Annotated in this window: 15 protein-coding genes and 1 pseudogene; 6 read left to right on the top strand and 10 right to left on the bottom strand. The window is 58.2% G+C overall.

The window, feature by feature from the left end; translation table 11 throughout:
- Positions 1–14 precede the first annotated feature (14 nt).
- The 5 genes and pseudogenes from BQ17_RS23285 (at position 15) to BQ17_RS08450 (ending at position 5,133) form a co-directional block, all read left to right on the top strand.
- Complete coding sequence (locus BQ17_RS23285; RefSeq protein ID WP_256091523.1) at positions 15–140, top strand: hypothetical protein; 126 nt, start codon at positions 15–17, stop codon at positions 138–140.
- 335 nt (positions 141–475) lie between these two features.
- Positions 476–718 (top strand): annotated as a pseudogene (locus BQ17_RS24640) (IS481 family transposase); the annotation flags it as partial.
- Positions 696–1,796, top strand: a complete 1,101-nt coding sequence (locus tag BQ17_RS08460; RefSeq protein WP_089726119.1) for a KamA family radical SAM protein — start codon at positions 696–698, stop codon at positions 1,794–1,796. The pseudogene BQ17_RS24640 and the gene BQ17_RS08460, both read left to right, overlap by 23 nt.
- Before the next feature lie 132 nt (positions 1,797–1,928).
- Positions 1,929–4,460, top strand: coding sequence for a PAS domain-containing sensor histidine kinase (locus tag BQ17_RS08455; protein ID WP_089726117.1), 2,532 nt, complete (start codon positions 1,929–1,931; stop codon positions 4,458–4,460).
- 43 nt (positions 4,461–4,503) lie between these two features.
- Complete coding sequence (locus tag BQ17_RS08450) at positions 4,504–5,133, top strand: response regulator transcription factor (protein ID WP_089726115.1); 630 nt, start codon at positions 4,504–4,506, stop codon at positions 5,131–5,133.
- Positions 5,134–5,197: 64 nt separating this feature from the next.
- On the opposite strand, the gene BQ17_RS08445 is transcribed toward BQ17_RS08450, so the two are convergent.
- The 8 genes from BQ17_RS08445 to BQ17_RS08410 form a co-directional block, all read right to left on the bottom strand.
- A complete protein-coding gene (locus BQ17_RS08445) occupies positions 5,198–6,235 on the bottom strand; it encodes a hypothetical protein (protein ID WP_089726112.1) in 1,038 nt (345 codons plus the stop codon).
- Between the two features lie 9 nt (positions 6,236–6,244).
- Complete coding sequence (locus tag BQ17_RS08440; RefSeq protein WP_089726110.1) at positions 6,245–8,755, bottom strand: ORC-CDC6 family AAA ATPase; 2,511 nt, start codon at positions 8,753–8,755, stop codon at positions 6,245–6,247.
- A complete protein-coding gene (locus BQ17_RS08435) occupies positions 8,748–9,932 on the bottom strand; it encodes a DNA methyltransferase (protein ID WP_089726109.1) in 1,185 nt (394 codons plus the stop codon). The genes BQ17_RS08440 and BQ17_RS08435 overlap by 8 nt, the downstream gene beginning before the upstream one ends.
- Positions 9,926–10,246: a type II toxin-antitoxin system RelE/ParE family toxin gene (locus BQ17_RS08430; RefSeq protein ID WP_089726108.1), complete on the bottom strand. Its 321-nt coding sequence runs from the start codon at positions 10,244–10,246 to the stop codon at positions 9,926–9,928. Before BQ17_RS08430 ends, BQ17_RS08435 begins: the two co-directional genes overlap by 7 nt.
- Before the next feature lie 3 nt (positions 10,247–10,249).
- The gene (locus BQ17_RS08425; RefSeq protein ID WP_089726106.1) at positions 10,250–10,519 is read right to left on the bottom strand and encodes a type II toxin-antitoxin system Phd/YefM family antitoxin; all 270 of its coding nucleotides are present in this window, start codon (positions 10,517–10,519) and stop codon (positions 10,250–10,252) included.
- A gap of 171 nt (positions 10,520–10,690) precedes the next feature.
- A complete protein-coding gene (locus BQ17_RS08420; protein ID WP_089726105.1) occupies positions 10,691–11,482 on the bottom strand; it encodes an ABC transporter permease in 792 nt (263 codons plus the stop codon).
- On the bottom strand, positions 11,473–12,105 hold the full coding sequence (locus tag BQ17_RS08415) for an ABC transporter ATP-binding protein (protein WP_089726103.1): 633 nt from the start codon (positions 12,103–12,105) through the stop codon (positions 11,473–11,475). The genes BQ17_RS08420 and BQ17_RS08415 overlap by 10 nt, the downstream gene beginning before the upstream one ends.
- Before the next feature lie 447 nt (positions 12,106–12,552).
- Positions 12,553–13,077, bottom strand: coding sequence for a ferritin (locus BQ17_RS08410; protein ID WP_089726101.1), 525 nt, complete (start codon positions 13,075–13,077; stop codon positions 12,553–12,555).
- Between the two features lie 258 nt (positions 13,078–13,335).
- On the opposite strand from BQ17_RS08410, the gene BQ17_RS08405 reads away from it, so the two are divergent.
- Positions 13,336–14,430, top strand: coding sequence for a PA0069 family radical SAM protein (locus BQ17_RS08405; RefSeq protein ID WP_089726099.1), 1,095 nt, complete (start codon positions 13,336–13,338; stop codon positions 14,428–14,430).
- Between the two features lie 705 nt (positions 14,431–15,135).
- On the opposite strand, the gene BQ17_RS08400 is transcribed toward BQ17_RS08405, so the two are convergent.
- Together BQ17_RS08400 and argJ are read right to left on the bottom strand one after the other, a co-directional pair.
- Entirely contained in the window at positions 15,136–16,080 is a 945-nt protein-coding gene (locus BQ17_RS08400; protein ID WP_089726137.1) for a Nudix family hydrolase, read from the bottom strand.
- An 806-nt stretch (positions 16,081–16,886) separates the two neighbouring features.
- Entirely contained in the window at positions 16,887–18,098 is a 1,212-nt protein-coding gene (gene argJ / locus BQ17_RS08395) for a bifunctional glutamate N-acetyltransferase/amino-acid acetyltransferase ArgJ (RefSeq protein WP_089726097.1), read from the bottom strand.
- Positions 18,099–18,243 lie beyond the last annotated feature (145 nt).

Below are 18,243 nucleotides of genomic sequence, written 5' to 3'. Positions count from 1 at the left end.
CCGGCTCATGGTCCATGAGTGAATCATATTTGATGCCGCAAGGTAAAGCCTCTGTTCGGAAGGGTAAGGAAGTGCTCGTCCCACATCCAGGCGCCACCCTAGGCACCCTGGACGAAGACCAAGGGTACGCGCCGGTCTGAACGGGGATCGGGGGGAGAGCGACTGATGATTTCCAGATACATAGCCATGCGACGGATACCGCGCGCGGCAGGAGATCGAATCGCCCCCAACCGAGCATTTTTGGAAGGTTAAACGCGAAACCATCGGCAGGCAAGGGCTGAGATCGAGCCCCGCCGGACGACCCGGCCTCACCCCAGAGCTGAGCTTCGGCCAAGCGAGCGCGCGAGAAACCGCCAGGGCGGTGATCGGCTGGCGGCAATCACACGCTGTTTGTTGCGGCAATTGAGCGATTAACCCATAATTTACTGAAATAAATTGAAAACTGAAGTGCCGCCAGCCGCCCCGGTGAGATATGCGGGTTAACGGCCCCATCGCCGACGGCTTGGCCACCACCCGCTTCGACTCCGCCGAGCACCTGACCGATACCAGCAAACGCTACGTCCAGGTCTATAATCAACACATGCCCCAGAAGGCGTTGAGCCACATTCCACCCCTTCAGGCCCTGAAGAACCGGTCTTAAAAACAGCCTAACTTGTTCAAAAAACGAGTCTATAATCCGGTGGGACTTGACAGCCATGAACATACCTATTCATTCTGAGAATATCGTTCAGACGGTCGGTGCATTGGAGCAGTATATTCGACGTCCGCTCCCCGACGCGGAGATCATACGACAGCTTGCAAAGAAGCACCCGATGCGGATCACGCATTACTATCTCGATTTAATCGATTGGGATGATCCGAAAGATCCTATCCGCAAAATAGCCATTCCATCGCTCGGGGAACGGAAACTCTCCGGCGCCTTCGATACCAGCGGAGAACAGGTACATACGAAATTTCGGGGGTTCCAGCATAAGTACCGGCAGACCGTCTTGATTTTAACGACGAATCGTTGCGCGGTATATTGCCGGCACTGTTTCAGAAAACGACTGGTCGGACTGGTCGATGATGAGGTGGTCGTCGACTGGGAGCGTGTGGTGGCCTATCTCAGGGCACATCGGGAAGTGACCAATGTACTGCTCAGTGGCGGCGATCCCCTGGTACTCGAGACCGATCACCTTGAAGATATCCTGCGCCGGCTGGCGAGGATCCCCCATCTCCGGTACGTCAGGATCGGCTCTCGCATTCCGGTCGTTCTCCCCGACCGAATTCTCAACGATGACCCACTGCATGAAGCCTTCAGGGCCTTTGCAGCGGGTGGGAAACAACTCTACGTCACGACCCAATTCAATCATCCGCGTGAGCTGACCTCGGCGAGTATCCGGTCCGTGAAACGTCTGCAAGAGGATGGGGTGATCGTGAACAATCAAACGGTCTTATTAAAGGGGGTCAACGATTGCCCCTCCGTCATGGCGGAATTGCAAGCCGCTCTGGCTCGCGCTGGTGTGATTCCCTATTATGTCTTTCAATGTCGGCCGGTGACCACTGTGATGGATGAATTTCAGGTCCCACTCCATGACGCCTGCCAGCTGATCGACGAGGCTCGGAAACAACTTGACGGATTAAGCAAGCGGTTCAGATTCGTCATGTCACATCTAACCGGCAAGATCGAGATTTTAGGCTGGAGTGATGGTGGGATCTATGCGAAATATCACCAGACCAACCGTCCGTCTCTCCACAATAAGCTCTTTCATAAAAGACTGGGAAAAGACGTCGGATGGCTGGATTTGGGCGGATAACGACGTTGTCCGCGCTGGCCCGGGATCGGCTAGACTTGAATCCTCTTCGGAACTCCGCCACAGCGCACAGCGAGCACTTTGAACCCCATCCCTGTCAAGCGATTTTTCTATCGACTTTTGCGTCTGGTGCCTATGCCCGTCATCTCCATCCTGGTGGGGATAGCGGTGGGCTTGGTCGTATGGGGGGTGTTGGACCAGATTCAGGGCCGGGCGATTAAGAAGATCGCCGCCAAGGAGCTGGAGGTGCGGCTCGATCGACGGGCCCGGGAGAGCCTGACCCGGTTCGATCAATACCTGAAAAACTATGCGATGACCGCCCGGTTGCTGGCGAATCACCGCAGCTTGGCGGAGTACCTCGAACCCTTGTTTTGGTCGTCGCAAGAAGCGTTCGAGCCGGTCATCTACCGTAAGTCCTCCCCATCCTGGCTGACCGATTTCATCGAGCGTAACGCACTTTCCGCACCCAGCCACATCTTGCTGGTAGACAGCCGCGGACGAATCCGGGAGGTCTACCAATCCGGAGACGCGGAGCTGCCGCGGGAGCTGGGACAGGGCATCGGCGAAAAATTCACGGATACCGACGAGCTGCACACGGTCGTCACCCGCCTTGACGCACGGCCCTACCTGCTGGTGAGTGATGCGGTCGAGGACACAGGTGGCTACAGGATGGGTGACCTGATCGTGGTCGTGCCCATCAACGACGAGTTTCTCGCTGCCTCTCAGCGTGGGTTGTCCTCCGGCCGTGCAGCCGTGGCATTGGTGGACGTGGACGAACAACGTATCCTGGCGAGCATCGATCCGAGTTTGCTGGTCCCCGGTACCCGGCTCTCCGAGTGGCGGGACACCTATCTGATCACGACCCAATCGCTTCCCGAGTACGAAGGCACGGATTGGAACCTCTTACTCGCTACCTTCATCTCCCACCAGAGTGTCACCAAGATGTCCAGCCGGGTGCGCAATTTCGAGCAGCAGCAGCGTGTCAGGGCCGCGCTCGTCTACATCCTGGTCTTCACGCTGGTGATCTATCTGGTCTCGGCGCGCCTCAACAAGGTGCTCAAGCGCATGGCCGGGTTTTCACAGCGCGCGCTCGGCATCGAACATCCGGGTTTCAAACGGGGTGCCAACCAGCTGATGCTGCTCGAAGAGTGGATCCAGCACTTCACCCAGCTCGTGCTCAAGGCACGCGAGGAGATGAGTCGCAGGCACGAGAGCGAGATGCGCGCGAGCGAGGCCCTCAAGGCCGCCATTATGGAGGCCTCCCTCGATCCCATCGTTACCCTGAGTCGCAGGGGGAAAGTCATCGAGCTCAATCCCACTGCGGAGCGTACCCTCGCACTTACCCGCGATCAGGCGATCGGCGCCAGCTTCAGCAAGCTCTTCCTGACCCTGGACGGGAGAAGGCGCTTTCTCGGTCTGTTGAGAGACTCGCGGCGCGCCCGGCGAGAGGGCCGGATACCCCAAGCCCGAGGTCAGCTGATGGCCCGCCGCGCGGGTGGCTCCGAGCTTCCGGTGGAACTATCCATCGTACCGATCCAACTGGATGACAAGTTCGTCTACACCGTTTATATGCATGACATCACCAAACGCAGGGAGGCAGAGCGGGAAATCAAGAGCCTAGCCCGGTTCGCCGGTGAAAGCCCGAACCCGATCCTGCGCGTGAGCCCATCCGGGCTCGTGGTCTACGCCAATGCCGCCAGCTCGCCGTTGCTTGCCGCCTGGGGCACACAGAAAGGGGGCCTGCTGCCTGCAAAGCAGATCGAGGAGGTCGGTGAGGCACTGAGAGATGGGCGTTCGCTCGAACACGAGACGGAGCTCGGTGACCAGATCTATTCGTTGCTGTTTGCCCCGATTCAGGAGCTGGGTTATGTAAACATTTATGCCCGGGATATCACGGCGGTGCGTCGCGCCGAGCAGGAATCACGCCGGCATCAGGCGGAGCTGGTCCATGTCTGCCGTTTGAGCACCATGGGAGAGGTGGCCACGGGGATGGCCCACGAGCTCAATCAGCCGCTCTCGGCCATCGTCAATTTCGCCAACGGCTGCAGCCGCCGTCTGCATGGCAGCCTGGGGCCACGGCAGGAGCTCATGGATGCCATGGGCCAGATCACGACCCAGGCCCAGCGGGCCAGCGAGATCATCCGCCGGCTGCGGGCGCTGGTCGGCAAGCAACCGCCGATCCAATCCGAGGTCGACCTCAACCATCTGGTACGGGAGGTGTGCTCCTTCGTAGAGTTCGATACCGACCAGATGGGCTTTGCGATCGAGCTCGATCCGGAGCCGGACGGGATTGCGGTAGACGTGGATTTGGTACAGATCGAGCAGGTCCTGCTCAACCTGGTGCAAAATGCGCTGGATGCCCTGCAGGAGGTAGCGCCCGCGGCACGGCATCTGACCGTGCGCACCCGCTTGATCGGTGACGAGGCCGAAGTCGTCGTTCAGGATTCCGGTCCGGGCATTGAACCTGAGCGCATGCAATCCTTGTTCGAGCCCTTCTTCACCACCAAAGCATCGGGTATGGGCATGGGGCTGCCGATCAGCCAGACGATCCTCAAGAACCACGGGGGACACATCTGGGCGGAATCCGTCCCGCGGGGTGGGGCCGTCTTTTTCATCCGGCTACCGGTTGCGCCATCGGCGCGCCAATCCCTCGCAGCTCAGGGCTGACTAAAGGCACTTCGGTTCAGGATCTCTCAGAGGAGAAGCACGCATGAACAACGGACCCACACCCACAGTCTTCGTGGTGGACGACGATCAGGCGATGCGTAGCTCGCTCAAGTGGCTCATCGAATCCATCGGCATGCAGGTCAAAACCTATGGTTCGGCGGATGAATTTCTGAGCAGCTACTTCCCGGGTCGGGCCGGCTGTCTGCTCCTCGATGTACGCATGCCGGGAATGAGCGGTTTGGACCTGCAGGCCCATCTCGCGCGAGAGGATTCCTGGCTCCCGGTTATCATTATTACCGGACACGGTGATGTATCCATGGCCGTCAAGGCCATGAAGTCCGGGGCCGTGGACTTCATCGAGAAACCCTTCCACGACGAAGCGCTGCTCACCAGCATCCGCAACGCCCTGGAATTCGACGAGAAACAACGTGCGCTCCAGTCACGGCGGGCGGAGATCGCCGTCCGCTTGGCGGAGCTGACGCCCCGCGAGCACGAAGTCATGGAGATGGTCACCGAGGGCCGCGCCAACAAGGAGATCGCCACCGTACTGGGGGTGAGCGCCAAGACGGTAGAGGCACATCGGGCGCGGGTGATGGACAAGATGGGCGCAAGCTCCCTGGCCGAGCTGGTGCGGATGGCTCTGACCGCCGGTGGTGACGAGCAATTGTCTTGAGGCTGCGGCGGATAGGGGTTTTCTCCGTCTCCTAGCCCACATCTCTCGCCGGGGATCGCCATCCTTATAAGTGAATACCCCCAAGTGATATTCTGAAATAATCGGCAATCCCTACCGTATGACGCTCCTTGTCGGTAAATTTCATTGGCGTGGGATAAACGACCTGCAGGTCCCGTAAAAATGCCGTAGCAATACCGACCGCAACGCTCTGCATCTTGCTTCCCGTGGGGCTTATCACCAATTTGTCGAACGCCGAATGCTTCGCATAGAGTTCCAGTATCAAATGCAAGGTCTCTATGTAATCGAGTGTACTTGTTTGATGGACCTTTCGGTTTGGGATGGCTTCCATAGCTTGGGAATTCAACTGTCGAATGGCACGAGCGCGCCAACGGTACGCCTTATGGGGTGGTATCCCCTCGATTAAGTTGATGTAAGTCGGTTGCAACTCGTCTATACACTGTCTCAGCTGGGCCCGATTGAAAGAAGGAAAAGTAATCAAACGGATAGACTGTCCGGCCATGGCGGGTGAAGTCAACTCGGGCGTAACCGCCAATGCCTGGACACCCCATGAAATAAATGTTGGATCTGCCTCTTTTACATCGGTATAGTCCGATTCGAACTCGTCTTGCGATGGCGGATATTCCTCAGCCTCCGTGTAGATGAGATGGCAGTTTGTATAACCCTGGGGTCGTCGTCCCAGGGCTACCAACAACTGGACAATCAGTAATCGGCTCATGCCCGAAATATCTATCAGCAACGGGGTATCCTGACCAATTTCAGTCAGGATACGCTCGCCGATTCCTGTCGGATCGTGACGGTCATAGACTATCCAGACAGGTTCGATTCCTGCAGATCGGCACTGGTCTTCTAATCGCGCCTTCCGATTTTCATCATAGTGTGGTCGATACTCGATAGCGATTACGCGAAACCCGGTGGACTCATTCTTCAAGGATTCATCCAGATAGGCTCCGGCTCGATCTTCAAAACCGCTGGCGACAATGATAGTTTGCCCGGACTCGATCTCAGGCTTAGCTATGGATTCAAGCCCCGGCCAGGCCAGCTTATCCAGTTTTTCATCCGTGCGTAACAGGGGTTCAATCATTGGATCACCTCAATTAAGGTCACTCAACAAATCTTTAGTATGCCCTTCTTCGTCCGGGTTGTGCATACGTTGCCGATCCTCTGGGCCACGTATACGTTTCTGATCCTCGAACTTCTTTGGATCAGTGAGCAATTGTTCAATCTCCCCAGACTTCAACGGAATGGAATCTCTCCCACTCAAGGTAAGATTGAGTTTCGGAATCAGATAGCGACGCAGATGATACCGAGGTACGATCTGACCCCGTCGGCTCTTTCCACGCGGATCCTCCAAAAAGATCGAATAGCGGAGTAGAGCCTTCAGGATCTTAGCGGCTTCGTCATGGAGTTCAAAAGACTCGTAAGGCTCGATGCGTATCGCCTGATAGGGAGGCTTTCCCGTTTGGTTTTTTGACGTCCTGTATTTGAGATAGGAGCGTGCGACATTGCCGAATGCGGTAACAATATCCGCCAAACGCTGACCAACCTCCGGGAGCATGCGTACCGAGTTGAGGAATTCACCGGCATTCTTCTTCACAACCCGATGTTGCTCTTGAAAATCGATCTTGGGTGATTGTTTGCGGGACTTCAACGCATCTACTCCACCGATTTCGGCGACCATGGAACCGACCAATCGAATCATATAGTGGATATCACCGCTGCAGAGTGCCGCGAGTGTTGTTCTTCCCGAATAGGTATCATTCGGCACCCGATCCCGAAGTTGGCGCGCCAATTCGTTCTCGTTCCTCTTTTTGTCACCGATTAGTTCATCCAGCGTGGTGACCGGGTAACCCGGCACCTCTCGAAAACGCCGTTCGAACAGACTATCCAGAAAGGACAAAATCTTTTCTACGTCAGATGTGATGTAGTGAATCCCAAGATTGAGTAGCTCGTATTCCCGTGCCTCTACATAGGATTTGCCGTCGATGTCTCGCGGAACGAAGGACACGGGGCTCTCCGTGGAGACCTTGAAATAGCAATCACTGTCGCGATGCATCACCAATCGGTTCAAATTTTCCTGCAAGTCCGTCGTGATCTTGGGATCCGAATAGTCATCAATGAAGAAATAGAAGGGATGCCGAAGTAGAAATCCAAACTCCTCTTTCAGAGCTTGGCATACTTGTTTCAGGTATTGAGGACCAAAATAGCGGCCAAAACGCTGTTTTGGGTCATGTTGAACCGGATACTTCCGAGTAGCCCGACTCCGTTCCTTCTGTAATCTAGCTATCAGCGAGTCAAACTGCATCGCATCCGGCGTTTGGGGAGGCTTCAAATCGAACGCCTGCCACAACCTCCGGCAAGCCTGCGATTCAATCCGCCGAAAGTCTTCGGAGAAATGCTTGCGAGCCCAGCCTTGAATAGTTACGAGGGTCTCTCTGACAAGGCTGGCGATAAGGAAGTGCATCGGAATGTCGATAGCCTCAGGGATCTCGGATCTGCGAAACCGCGGAAAGGCAAAATACAGATCGTCACAGCGGTAATAAATACCGATATAAGACAAGCTGCTCGGCTGATCTTTATCCACCTTAAGTTTGTGCTGAAGGCTCAAGGCTCGAAAGACGGTTGTCTTGCCGCAACCCCGTGGCCCGGTGAGTACCAGGTTAGTACGTGCTTCAATCTGGGGTAATCCCAGAAACTGGTCAGAGTACAGTGCGTCCAGCAACAGATGGAGATTTCCCATCTGCTCGCAGTTCGGATAATCGAATGGGGTAACCATTCCTGTTTGTTCCCGCTCTTCAACATAACGTTGATAAGCCGTTCTCAAATCTCGTATTTTTGAATAAAGTTTTCTCGGGTTTCGTGCTAATTGGTCGATTAACGGATCGTCTTCGATCAGATGACGGGCTAAGAACTCATCACGCAAAATATCCCAGATGTATTTATCCTGAGCACTGATTTCCGGGCCGTTCCTATCCATGGCGCCCAACAGGAGCCTCAGCATTTCTGCGATACGATGATAATCCGACTGTCCCCCCACGGATGAGGTTACGTGATGGACACCAAAGTCGATGATCTTGAAGGAATATTCAGGCTCGATGGCGGTCTCGGCGGGATCGGCTACGATCACATTTCCGGCATGCAGGTCCCCATGCTCGATCTCGCGCTGCTGCATTGCATACAGCAACTCGAACATGGTCACCAGGAACTTCTCGATAAAGGGAATTGTGATCTCATTCTTATTATTTTTTACATAATCCCGGAGATTCCGACCTTTGATGAATGGAAACAGGAATGCGACATAGGTCCTTCCATCATCGGGCACCTCCCAATGCACGTCATCCTGGCAGGGCACGGCGGCTGAATGTCCCACCTCATTGGAGATCCTTTTCGCCGCCGAAATCCATTCCTGCCTCGCCGCCTCGTTCTCGGGTAGATTTTCGGGCGGCACGATGCGACAGGCCAGCTCATAGCCCGTACTCTTATTCTCGGCGCGAAAGACAAGGGCATCATTTCCCTTCTTGATCAAGTCCATGATCCGCACATTGGGATACCCTGGGATGAATTGCCCGAGGAATAGATCAGGGTCAGGCAAGTACTCACGCATATTCTTCCCTCTGGTAGACCAAAACGTGTTCTTTCTTTACTCCCGAGAGCCGACGCCGCGATCGGCGGACATCCGGAATCACGTCCGCTATGATCTCTTTCAAACTGACCGAGGGCGCCTGTGTATTCATGATTGTCGCTACCTCGGCGGAGGGGTAGTTGTCTACTCCGCGGGCATCATGTTCACCCACTATAAATAATGCATAACCACCGGGCCTGAGCCATTTCTCCACATTATATGCGACGGCCTTGATCGCTGCTCTGAATTCCTCTCGTCCGTTTGACTTTGCATCGAGCGATTGCGGCCGTTGTTCGCCTAAAAACCAAAGTCTCAGGCGGTTATCCCGACCATAGTCCAACGCATTCATGTACGGTGGGCTGGTAATCAAACAGTCGATCTGTTTTGACAACCGGATATCTTGAACGCGCGACTTTTCACAAGTAACCGTCTTACGATGAGTCACCGACGGAGGGGGACGTCTAAAGGCACGTTCGATTTTCGCTTCCAAGCGCGGCCGGAGTGGCCGATAGGTATATAATTCAGGGTACTTATCGCGCGGATATTTATTATTACGCAAGTAAGGTACGAGATGACTGCTGGGATAGGAAAGGAATCCCGGGCGTTGATGGTGCAAAATTCCAAGGAGACACGACAAAATGAAGAGACTGTTTGCCTCTTTCGCTACCTGCGCGAATCGAAATGCCTCCTTCAAGGTGCGTGGATGGAAGAAAGTTCTCGCCCACTTGGGAACACGGCGTAAATCGGGCAACGGATTCCGCTCTGCCTCCATCAATAAATCATCCGTAATTGAGAGCGTCCGGTCGAGCCTCGCTGGTGCTCCAAGCTTTCCTTTGGTCAAGGTTACGGCATAGAGACTGGCGTCGAAGGCAATCACGCGCCTATCGAGTAAAACGGCTTCCAGTGGAATTGTTCCACTTCCTGCAAAAGGATCGATGACGATGTCACCAGGGTGACTATAGCGACCAATAAGATCCCTCGCAATGGAGCTTTTCAGCTTACCGATATAAGGTGAAAGTTGATGGAAGGTAGACTCGGTATGGGTGCAGGCGTTTACCCAATGCGAAGGTCGCCGCGTCGCATTGGTCAACAGATCCAAGTAATTTTCAGGCGGTTTGATTTTCTCACCTGACATTCGATGTCCAGCGATCTCTAGCATTCATTCTCGGCCTCTCCAGACTCCAGACGAAGCACCCGCTCACTACGCCAAATGCGGACGATCCGTATCTGATTCGCTTCCCGCCGATAGACGATACGAAACGGGGGGTGGATCAGCTCCCTCAGTGATTTCTGTCTGAATTCCGGGACAATCCGGCCTATGCCGGGATGATCGGGGAGCACTTCTATCCGCTCGAAAACCTCCGTGACGAGTCGATCCCCGGTTTCAGGTACGGCTCGTTCGAGATACCAACGCTTGATGTCTGCGAGGTCCGCAATCGCGGATTCCGCGCAGCGGATGCCGATGGCGGACATCGGCTACTTGAGTCCGAACCGCGCCTTCGCCTCGGCTAGAGAGACCTCCCGACCGGCCTCGAGATCGGCCAGCCCTGCCACAACGGCGCGCATAAAGGTACGTTCCTCCTCGGCCTGCTCGTAGTCGGAGACGGACTGCACCACCGCAACCCCGCGTCCCCGGCTCGTCAGGAGTACCGGACGGTGAGCCTCTGCCGCGTGTTTGACAACCTGGCCTGGATGGACCTTCAGGTCCGTGAGCGGCACGATATCTTCGGAAAATTTTATTGCCATGGTCTTAAGTCTCCGGCATCTCGTTCGATGGTCCGATTTTAGCACCGATGAAGAGCACCTTTATCCGGTGCGACGGTTCCAACCTTAGGGTTATCGGTATCACGGCGAGCTTTGCCGAGGCCGGCGTCGATGGGATCTTGTCCTGAAGGATTCCGCGATCCGCGACCCATTTCATCGCAATCGGCCCAGCCGCAGGCGTTGGCGCTCGTCGAACAGCCGCCGGGAGCCGATCCAGACCGCCGCGACGCTCCCCAGTCCCGTGCCGGCACAGATCAGGAACATGATGAGTAGCTGGTACTTGGCCGCCTCCATGGGTGGACTGCCGGCAAGGATCTGACCGGTCATCATCCCCGGCAGGCTGACGATGCCGGCGGTGGCCATGGCGTTGATGATAGGGATGAGGCCGGAGCGCAGGGCGTCGCGGCGGATGTCGGCGATGGCGGTGTCCCAATCCGCGCCGAGCAGCAGTCGGGCCTCGATGCGGCCGCGGCCCTCCCAGGCGTGGCGGGTGAGGTTATCCAGGGCGATTGCGATGCCGCTCATGGTGTTACCGAGTAACATGCCGAGCAGGGGAATCAGGTACTGGGGCTGATACCAGGGCTCGACTCGGATGACGAGCAGCAGGGCGAGCAGGGTGACGCTGAAGGAGGAGAGGAACATGGACAGGGTGCCGATGCCCATCCCCCAAGGGCCACGGTAGCGTCGTTGCTGGCGCGCCATCACCTCCCAGCCGGCCACCGTCAGCATGAACAGGGTCAGGGCACCGATCCAGGGCAGGCTTCGCAGCTCGAACAGGACGCTGAGCACCAACCCCAAGAGGACGAGCTGCACCGCGCTGCGGGCGGCGGCGATGAGTATCCGCTGCCCCACCCCTAAGCGCAGGCGCCAGGACATGAGGGCCAGCAGTAGAACCAGACCCGCGGCCAAGGTGAGATCCCAGGGGCTGAGCGCGATCAGATCCATGGCTCCGGCTCCAGCCGTGCGTTGCGGATGACCAGGCCCCGTCCGGCCAGGCGCCGGCGCTGCTCCGGGTCGTGGCCGACCCAGAGCACCGCCGCGGCTCGATCCCGCCGATAGTCCCGGACCATGGCCTCTACCCGGTCCCGATTCGGTGGATCCAGGTTGGCAGTGGCCTCATCCAGCAGCAGGGCCTCGGGTCGGTTGGCGATCAGGCGGGCCAGGGCTAGGCGCTGGCGCTCACCGGTGGAGAGTCGGGAGACGGACCAGCCCAGCACTTCGGTGCCGAAGTCGAGCCGATTCAAGATACCGATAATCTCGGGGTTGTTTTCTCCGGTCCCGGCACCGGGATTGCGAAAGTGATCGCCGACCCGGTCTCCCCACCAATGGGATTCGGCCGGGAGCAGCCCGACCCGGCGGCGCCACTCAGGGGTGGAGATGGCCGCACGGGGGACACCATCGATCAAGACCTCGCCTGCGTGCGGATCCAGGTCGGCGATGGCGCGCAGAAGCAGGCTCTTCCCCGAGCCGGAGGGACCGGAGAGGAAGACCAGTTCGCCGGCCACGACCTCCAGATCGACCGGCTCCAGGCCCTTGGGTCGCAGGCCTACAAGGCGCAGACCGGCCACTATGATAGAGCGCCGTGCCGAAGACGCCCTGCTTGTCCCCTTCTTATCGGGGGAGGACCGACGCGAGAGAGGCTCTGCATGACGGTAATCTTGTCCCGATGGCAGTGGTGCATCGGTGTCGTGAGGGGTCAGTCCGCATAGCTCACGGGGGCGGTTGAGTGCAGCGTATTTTGGTAGTTGTCAGGCAGCCTATATGATGTTAACAGCCAACAAAGCCATAAGCTCGGATTGAACAGCCGAATCGATTTTCGCGTCGATGCGCGTGATTCGCGGTTTTTCCGCGTGGTTCGAGCATTCACAGTTTTTTTGCGCCCTTTGTGCCTTTGTGGCTCATCTTCTTCGGACAATGCTTACAGGCCTTTCCCTGCCGATATTTCCTGCAACACTTACCGGCCTTCTTACCCATTTCGGTATCACGCCTTTCAGCTGCATGGAAGGCGTTCGCGCCTATTGTGGCTGGGTGGCCAAGGTTTGTGACATCTGCTTCGCGATCCCCGCGAGCTCGTTGTCGATCATGAATAACCCCTCGCCACGTTCGCCCACCAGCTTGACCCGACCGATGATATTGCTCACCGTAGCCTCTTCCTCGATCTGCTCGGTGACGAACCACTGCAGAAAGATGCCCGTGGCGTGGTCCTTCTCCGCGAGGGCGGCTTCCACCAGATCGCTGAAGGATGCAGTCACCGCTTGCTCATGGACGAGGGTCTTCTCGAACATGTCGAGCACGCCCGCGTAGTCGGTCGGCGGCTTATCCACCGCCTCGAGCTCGACCCTGGCCCCCTGGTCATGGAGGTAACGGTAGATCTTCATGGCGTGGGCCATCTCCTCGTCGTACTTGGCCATGAACCAGGTGGCAGTGCCTTTGAGGTTTTCGCTCTCGCTGTGGGCGGACATGCTCATGTAGAAGTAGGCCGAGTAGAACTCCTTGTTGATCTGCCCGTTGAGTCTTTGCGCCATGGCATTCGAGATCATCTAAAGTCTCCGTATCTGTCGAGGTGTCGTTATCTTAGAAGCTGTCTGATTAAAAGCAATCTTGAATGATTTGGAGCTGGTTGGGGGACCGGACGTGTTGCGCTACGATGCCCACAGGCGCGCTGATCTCCGGTGGCGCCGATGCCGGCGTCTTAACGCAATCTACCCCAGGGTCGCCCAACCTGCTGCCTGCCCGCGCGGATCTCACTTTTTGCCGGCGGGAATAGTGCCATCGCAGAGGGTTCGGGGGAAAGCGACATGAGCCACCATCGTCTTACACCACAACGAGGCCGCGGCGCCGTTTCCAACCCGGACAACCGCTACGCGGATCATCGCCGCGAGGCGGTCGACGACGGTTGGTATCAGGAGGCATCGGAACCTTTGCGTACCGAGCTTACGGTGGATACCAGCCGTACCATCATCAGCCGGAATCGATCTCCGGACGTTCCCTTCGAGCGTTCCATCAACCCTTACCGCGGCTGCGAACACGGCTGCATTTACTGCTACGCGCGGCCGACGCACGCCTGGCTCGGGCTGTCGCCGGGGCTGGATTTCGAGCGCCGGCTCTTCTACAAGCCCGACGCCGCCGAACAGCTGGAGCGGGAGCTGGCAAGGCCAGGCTATCGACCCGCGACCATCGTGCTCGGTGCCGTCACGGACCCGTACCAGCCGATCGAGCGCCGGCTCCTGATTACCCGGCAGGTGCTGGAGGTACTCCACGCCTGCCGCCATCCGGTGGCGGTGACCACTAAGTCCGCCCTAGTGCTGCGAGACCTGGATCTCCTCGGCGCAATGGCCGCGGACCGGTGCGCGGCGGTACAGATCTCCATCGCTACGCTGGATGCCGGTCTCGCCCGGCGCCTCGAGCCGCGCGCGGCAGCACCGCAGCGCAGGCTGGAGACGATTCGCGCGTTGGCGCAGGCCGGAATATCCACCGGCGTACTGGTCTCTCCCCTGATCCCCGGCCTTACGGACCAGGACTTGGAACGGGTGCTGGAGGCAGCGGCCCAAGCGGGGGCGTCTCGCGCCGACAGTCTGCTGATCCGCCTGCCCTTGGAGCTCAAGGACCTGTTCGCGGACTGGTTGCGGGTCCATTTCCCCGCACGTGCCGGGAAGGTGTTGAGCCTGATCCGCCAGTGTCGTGGGGGCAAGCTCAACGACGCCCAATTCGGCACTCGCTTTACCGGCACGGGACCGATTGCCGAGCTGCTGCGGCAGCGCTTCGAGCTGGCCGCCGGACGCCTTGGTCTGTTGCGGCAGGATGCGAGCTGGGAGCTGGACCCCAAACACTTCCGGGCGCCCGGACCGGCGGGTGCCCAAGGCTCCTTGTTCGACTCCGAAACCGATCATTGAGCCGGGGCTACCTGCGGTGATGCGGGAGGAACCAATCGCTTTCGGCGGGCGGAGCCCACCCTACCAGGGGGGGTATAAACCTTCCCGAAAACGTTAGTACAGCGGAGCCGAAGTACCGAAACCATCGAATCAGCCATTGCGGACAGGTTGGGTTAGCCGCAGGGACGGAGCCTAGGGGGTGTTCTCAATTAACAAACGATCTAATCCTGGCGATCTTGCACCACGGATCGACACGGATCAACACGGATTGGTCTCCATCCGTGTCGATCCGTGTTCATCCGTGGTTCTCTTTCCAGTTGTTATCTGCACTAGCCCGTAGGATGGGCAAAGCGAAGCCGCTCCCTCGGGCTGGCACGCGGGCTCCGGTCCGGTGCCGAACGCTCCGAACCGCGGCTTTTGGTTGGAAGACCAAGTAGGCGAAGCGTGCCCATCAGCGGGTGATGGGCACGCCGCGCCGGTGACATCCTCCCCAGCCGTCGCGGCTTGCAAACCGCCGTGGAATGACCGCGGCCGCGAGCCCGGCTGGCCGGGCGCCGGCTTTGCCCATCCTACTCATTGTCAACAGGACCTAATCCTCTACCATTTAAAGATTTACCACTACCAATTTTCTCCGTGTTTTCTCTGTGTTCTCCGTGTCTCTGTGGTGCAAAAACGGGTAGTGGTTAATGTTTAATCCGAAACTCATCTTCGGTGTGGATTTCACCCTCAATACCGCCAGAACCCGCGGATTGCCGCAATGCCTTGGGCACCGTGGGCGAAGGCCACATCCAGATCGCCGGGCCCCAGGCCACCGAGGGCATAGACGGGCAACCCGGCGCCCTCGACGAGCGCGGCGAAGCGCGTCCAGCCCAGGGGTCGGGCGTCCGGGTGGCTCCGGGTCGCCCGGACCGGCGAGAGCAGGGCATAGTCCAGGCCCAGGTGTGCGGCGTGGGCCAAGTCTTGGGCGGTGTGGCAGGATGCCCCTACCAGGCGCCGGTCGTCCAGAGGCCTGCGCGCGAGAGCGGCCAGGCGCCACCCGGTCAGGTGCAGCCCATGGCAGGGGAGATCACGGACCAGGTGGGGGTCCCGGTTGAGCAGCAAACGAGCACCATGCCGCGCGCAGAGTCGGAATGCGCCCTGGGCCAGGCCGGCATAGTCGTCATCGCCCAGGTTATGGGCCCGTAGCTGCACCAGGCGGATGCCCCGCGCCAGTGTGCGATCCAGGCGATCCATGAAACGATCGGGGGCGCGGGGGTCTTCGCCGGTGATCAGGTAGCACTCGGGCAGACGTAGCGCCGAGATAATGGGTCTGTCCGCCGCCGGGAATGTCGCGGGATCCATGGCATCGGGATGGACCCAGGCGATCGGCTGGCCCTCTCGACCATGGGGATCGCCCGCATAGCCGGTCACACGATGGACGTCGAGTAAAACATGACGGTCGCCGTAGTCGTGGCGGACTCGGATCAGGGGACGGGACGACAAGACCCGGATCCCGAGCTCCTCCTTCAGCTCACGGGCCAAGGCCACTGCCGGTGTTTCGCCGGGCTCTAGCTTGCCTCCGGGAAACTCCCATCGCCCGCCCTGATGGACCCGCTCCGGGCGTTTCGCGATCAGGACTCGCCCCTGGGGATCATGCAAGGCCGCGGCGGCGACGTGGATGTGTCCGTTCAAGCCCAATGTACAATTTCAACAGTTCATTTTTAATGAGGCAATTCTGATGATAACAGTCAATTTCACGGAATTCGGAAAAAACGCATCGGCACTTTTTTCATCAGTGGAAGGGGAAGAAATAATCCAAGTTTTGAAACATGGTAAAAAATAACCGAAATATTGCCTGTGAGAGATGAAAAAAAACAACCACCATCGTGGAAGAAAAAACGAATAAATCTTACGCCTAATATCATTCAAGATGCCACGGTCAACCTTGAATGTCGGGTTACGGCGCGTTCAGCCTCGGTTGCCCATCCGCATCGCAAGACGCGCCTAACCCGACCTACAAGACTTGGTAGTAGTTAAACTTTAAGTGGTTCAGCTAGGCGACTGCCGGTTTCAATTTGTCATTTCGAATCTTGTGCCTAGACAACATCATTAGGATGAATCCTCAATGGAAAGACTTGTGTGTGGGTTGGTTTTGAAGATCCCTCGCTACGCTCGAGATGACAGTTCCCTGCGGTCGAGATGACAGGTTCGGTTGATCTACCGTAAATGGACGTTGATTTGCGGCCATTTGCGTTTATTTGCGGCTAACTTTTCCATGGGATTCCGCCGGCTCGATGTTATCGGTAGTTGAGAGCATTTGTACTAGGTCGTGTTGACATTTAGAAGGTCCGCCCAGCGGACCCTACACGAACCGTTTGATTGACTGTAGGGTCCGCTGTGCGGACCGCTCGGATGTTGTGACCATTTAATATATAGAAACCGTCGGCTAGGGTTAAATGTCAACAGATCCTAGCCTCTGCGTCTCTGCGGTTCAAAGCTCAAGTCCGATACTCGGCATTGATGCGCACATAGTCGTAGGAGAGATCGCAGGTAAGTACCTCGGTTGCGGCCTCGCCGCGGCCAAGGGCTACCCTGATCTCGATTTTTTCCTCTTTCATGATCGCCTGTCCCGCGGCTTCGGTGTAATCCGGGTCCCGCCCGCCCCGGCTTACGATGCACAGATCGCCGAGCCAGATGCGCACGGCCGCGATGTCGAGCCGGTCCACACCCGCGCGCCCGACGGCGGCCAGGATGCGTCCCCAGTTGGGGTCGGCAGCGAACAGGGCCGTCTTGACTAGTGGGGAATGGGCGATGGTATCGGCTACGCGGCGTGCCTCGGCAGCATTCCGGGCCGCTTCTACCCGTATCCTTACCAGCTTGGTAGCGCCCTCGCCATCGCGCACGATGGCGGTAGCCAGCTCCCGGCAGACCGCCTCCACCGCGTCACGAAAGGCCGCAAAATCCGGCGACCCCGGATCGTCCAACGGCTCGTTGCCCAGGGTGCCCGCGGCCCCCAGCACGCAGGCATCGTTGGTGGAGGTATCCCCGTCCACGGTGATGGCGTTGAAGGAAGTCTCCACCGCGTCGCGCAGGCAGTCCTGCAACAGGGCCTGATCCACCGCCAGGTCGGTGGCGAGGAAGGCGAGCATGGTAGCCATATCCGGGCGGATCATGCCCGCGCCCTTAGCCATACCCGAGACTACCGCGGTGTGCCCAGCCACGGTAAAGCGACGAGCGGCCAGCTTGGGTACGGTGTCGGTGGTCATGATGGCCCGCGCCGCATCGGGCCAGGCAGTCTCACGCATTCGGTCCAGCGCCGTGGGTAGTGCCGCTTCCAGCTTCGCCAGGGGCATGTTTTCGCCGATGACGCCGGTGGAAAAGGGCAACACCTCTTCGGTGTGGCAGCCGGTCAAAGCGGCGAGCGCGGCGCAGCTGGCTACGGCGTCCGCAAGCCCCTGTTCCCCGGTACCCGCGTTGGCATTACCCGAGTTGATGAGCAGATAACGGGGCGACGCGACCGCCAGGTGGCGCTTTGCCACCAGGACAGGGGCGGCACAAAAGGCATTGCGCGTGAAGACCGCCGCGCAGCGCGCACCCTCAGGAAATGCCATGAGTACCAGATCGTCTCGGCCTTGATAGCGGATCCCCGCCGCCGCGGCGGACAGCAGCACGCCGGGGACGGGTCGATAGGAGCTTGTGTGGTCGGTCATCCGGGATCCCCCACTTAGTTGAAATAAATCGAAAATCCATGTGCCGCCAGCTGTCCGGGTGAAATATGGGCAGTGGCTCAGTTTGAAAATTTTATGCTTGGCCGCTCACTTTCCGGCCCATTTAACGCCACGACGCAATGGCGCC

The sequence above is a fragment of the Candidatus Thiosymbion oneisti genome (assembly GCF_900092655.1).
Classification (GTDB): Bacteria; Pseudomonadota; Gammaproteobacteria; order Chromatiales; family Chromatiaceae; genus Thiosymbion; species Thiosymbion oneisti.
Note: the sequence above shows the minus strand (reverse complement) of the source record. Positions and strands in the feature narration are given on the sequence as shown.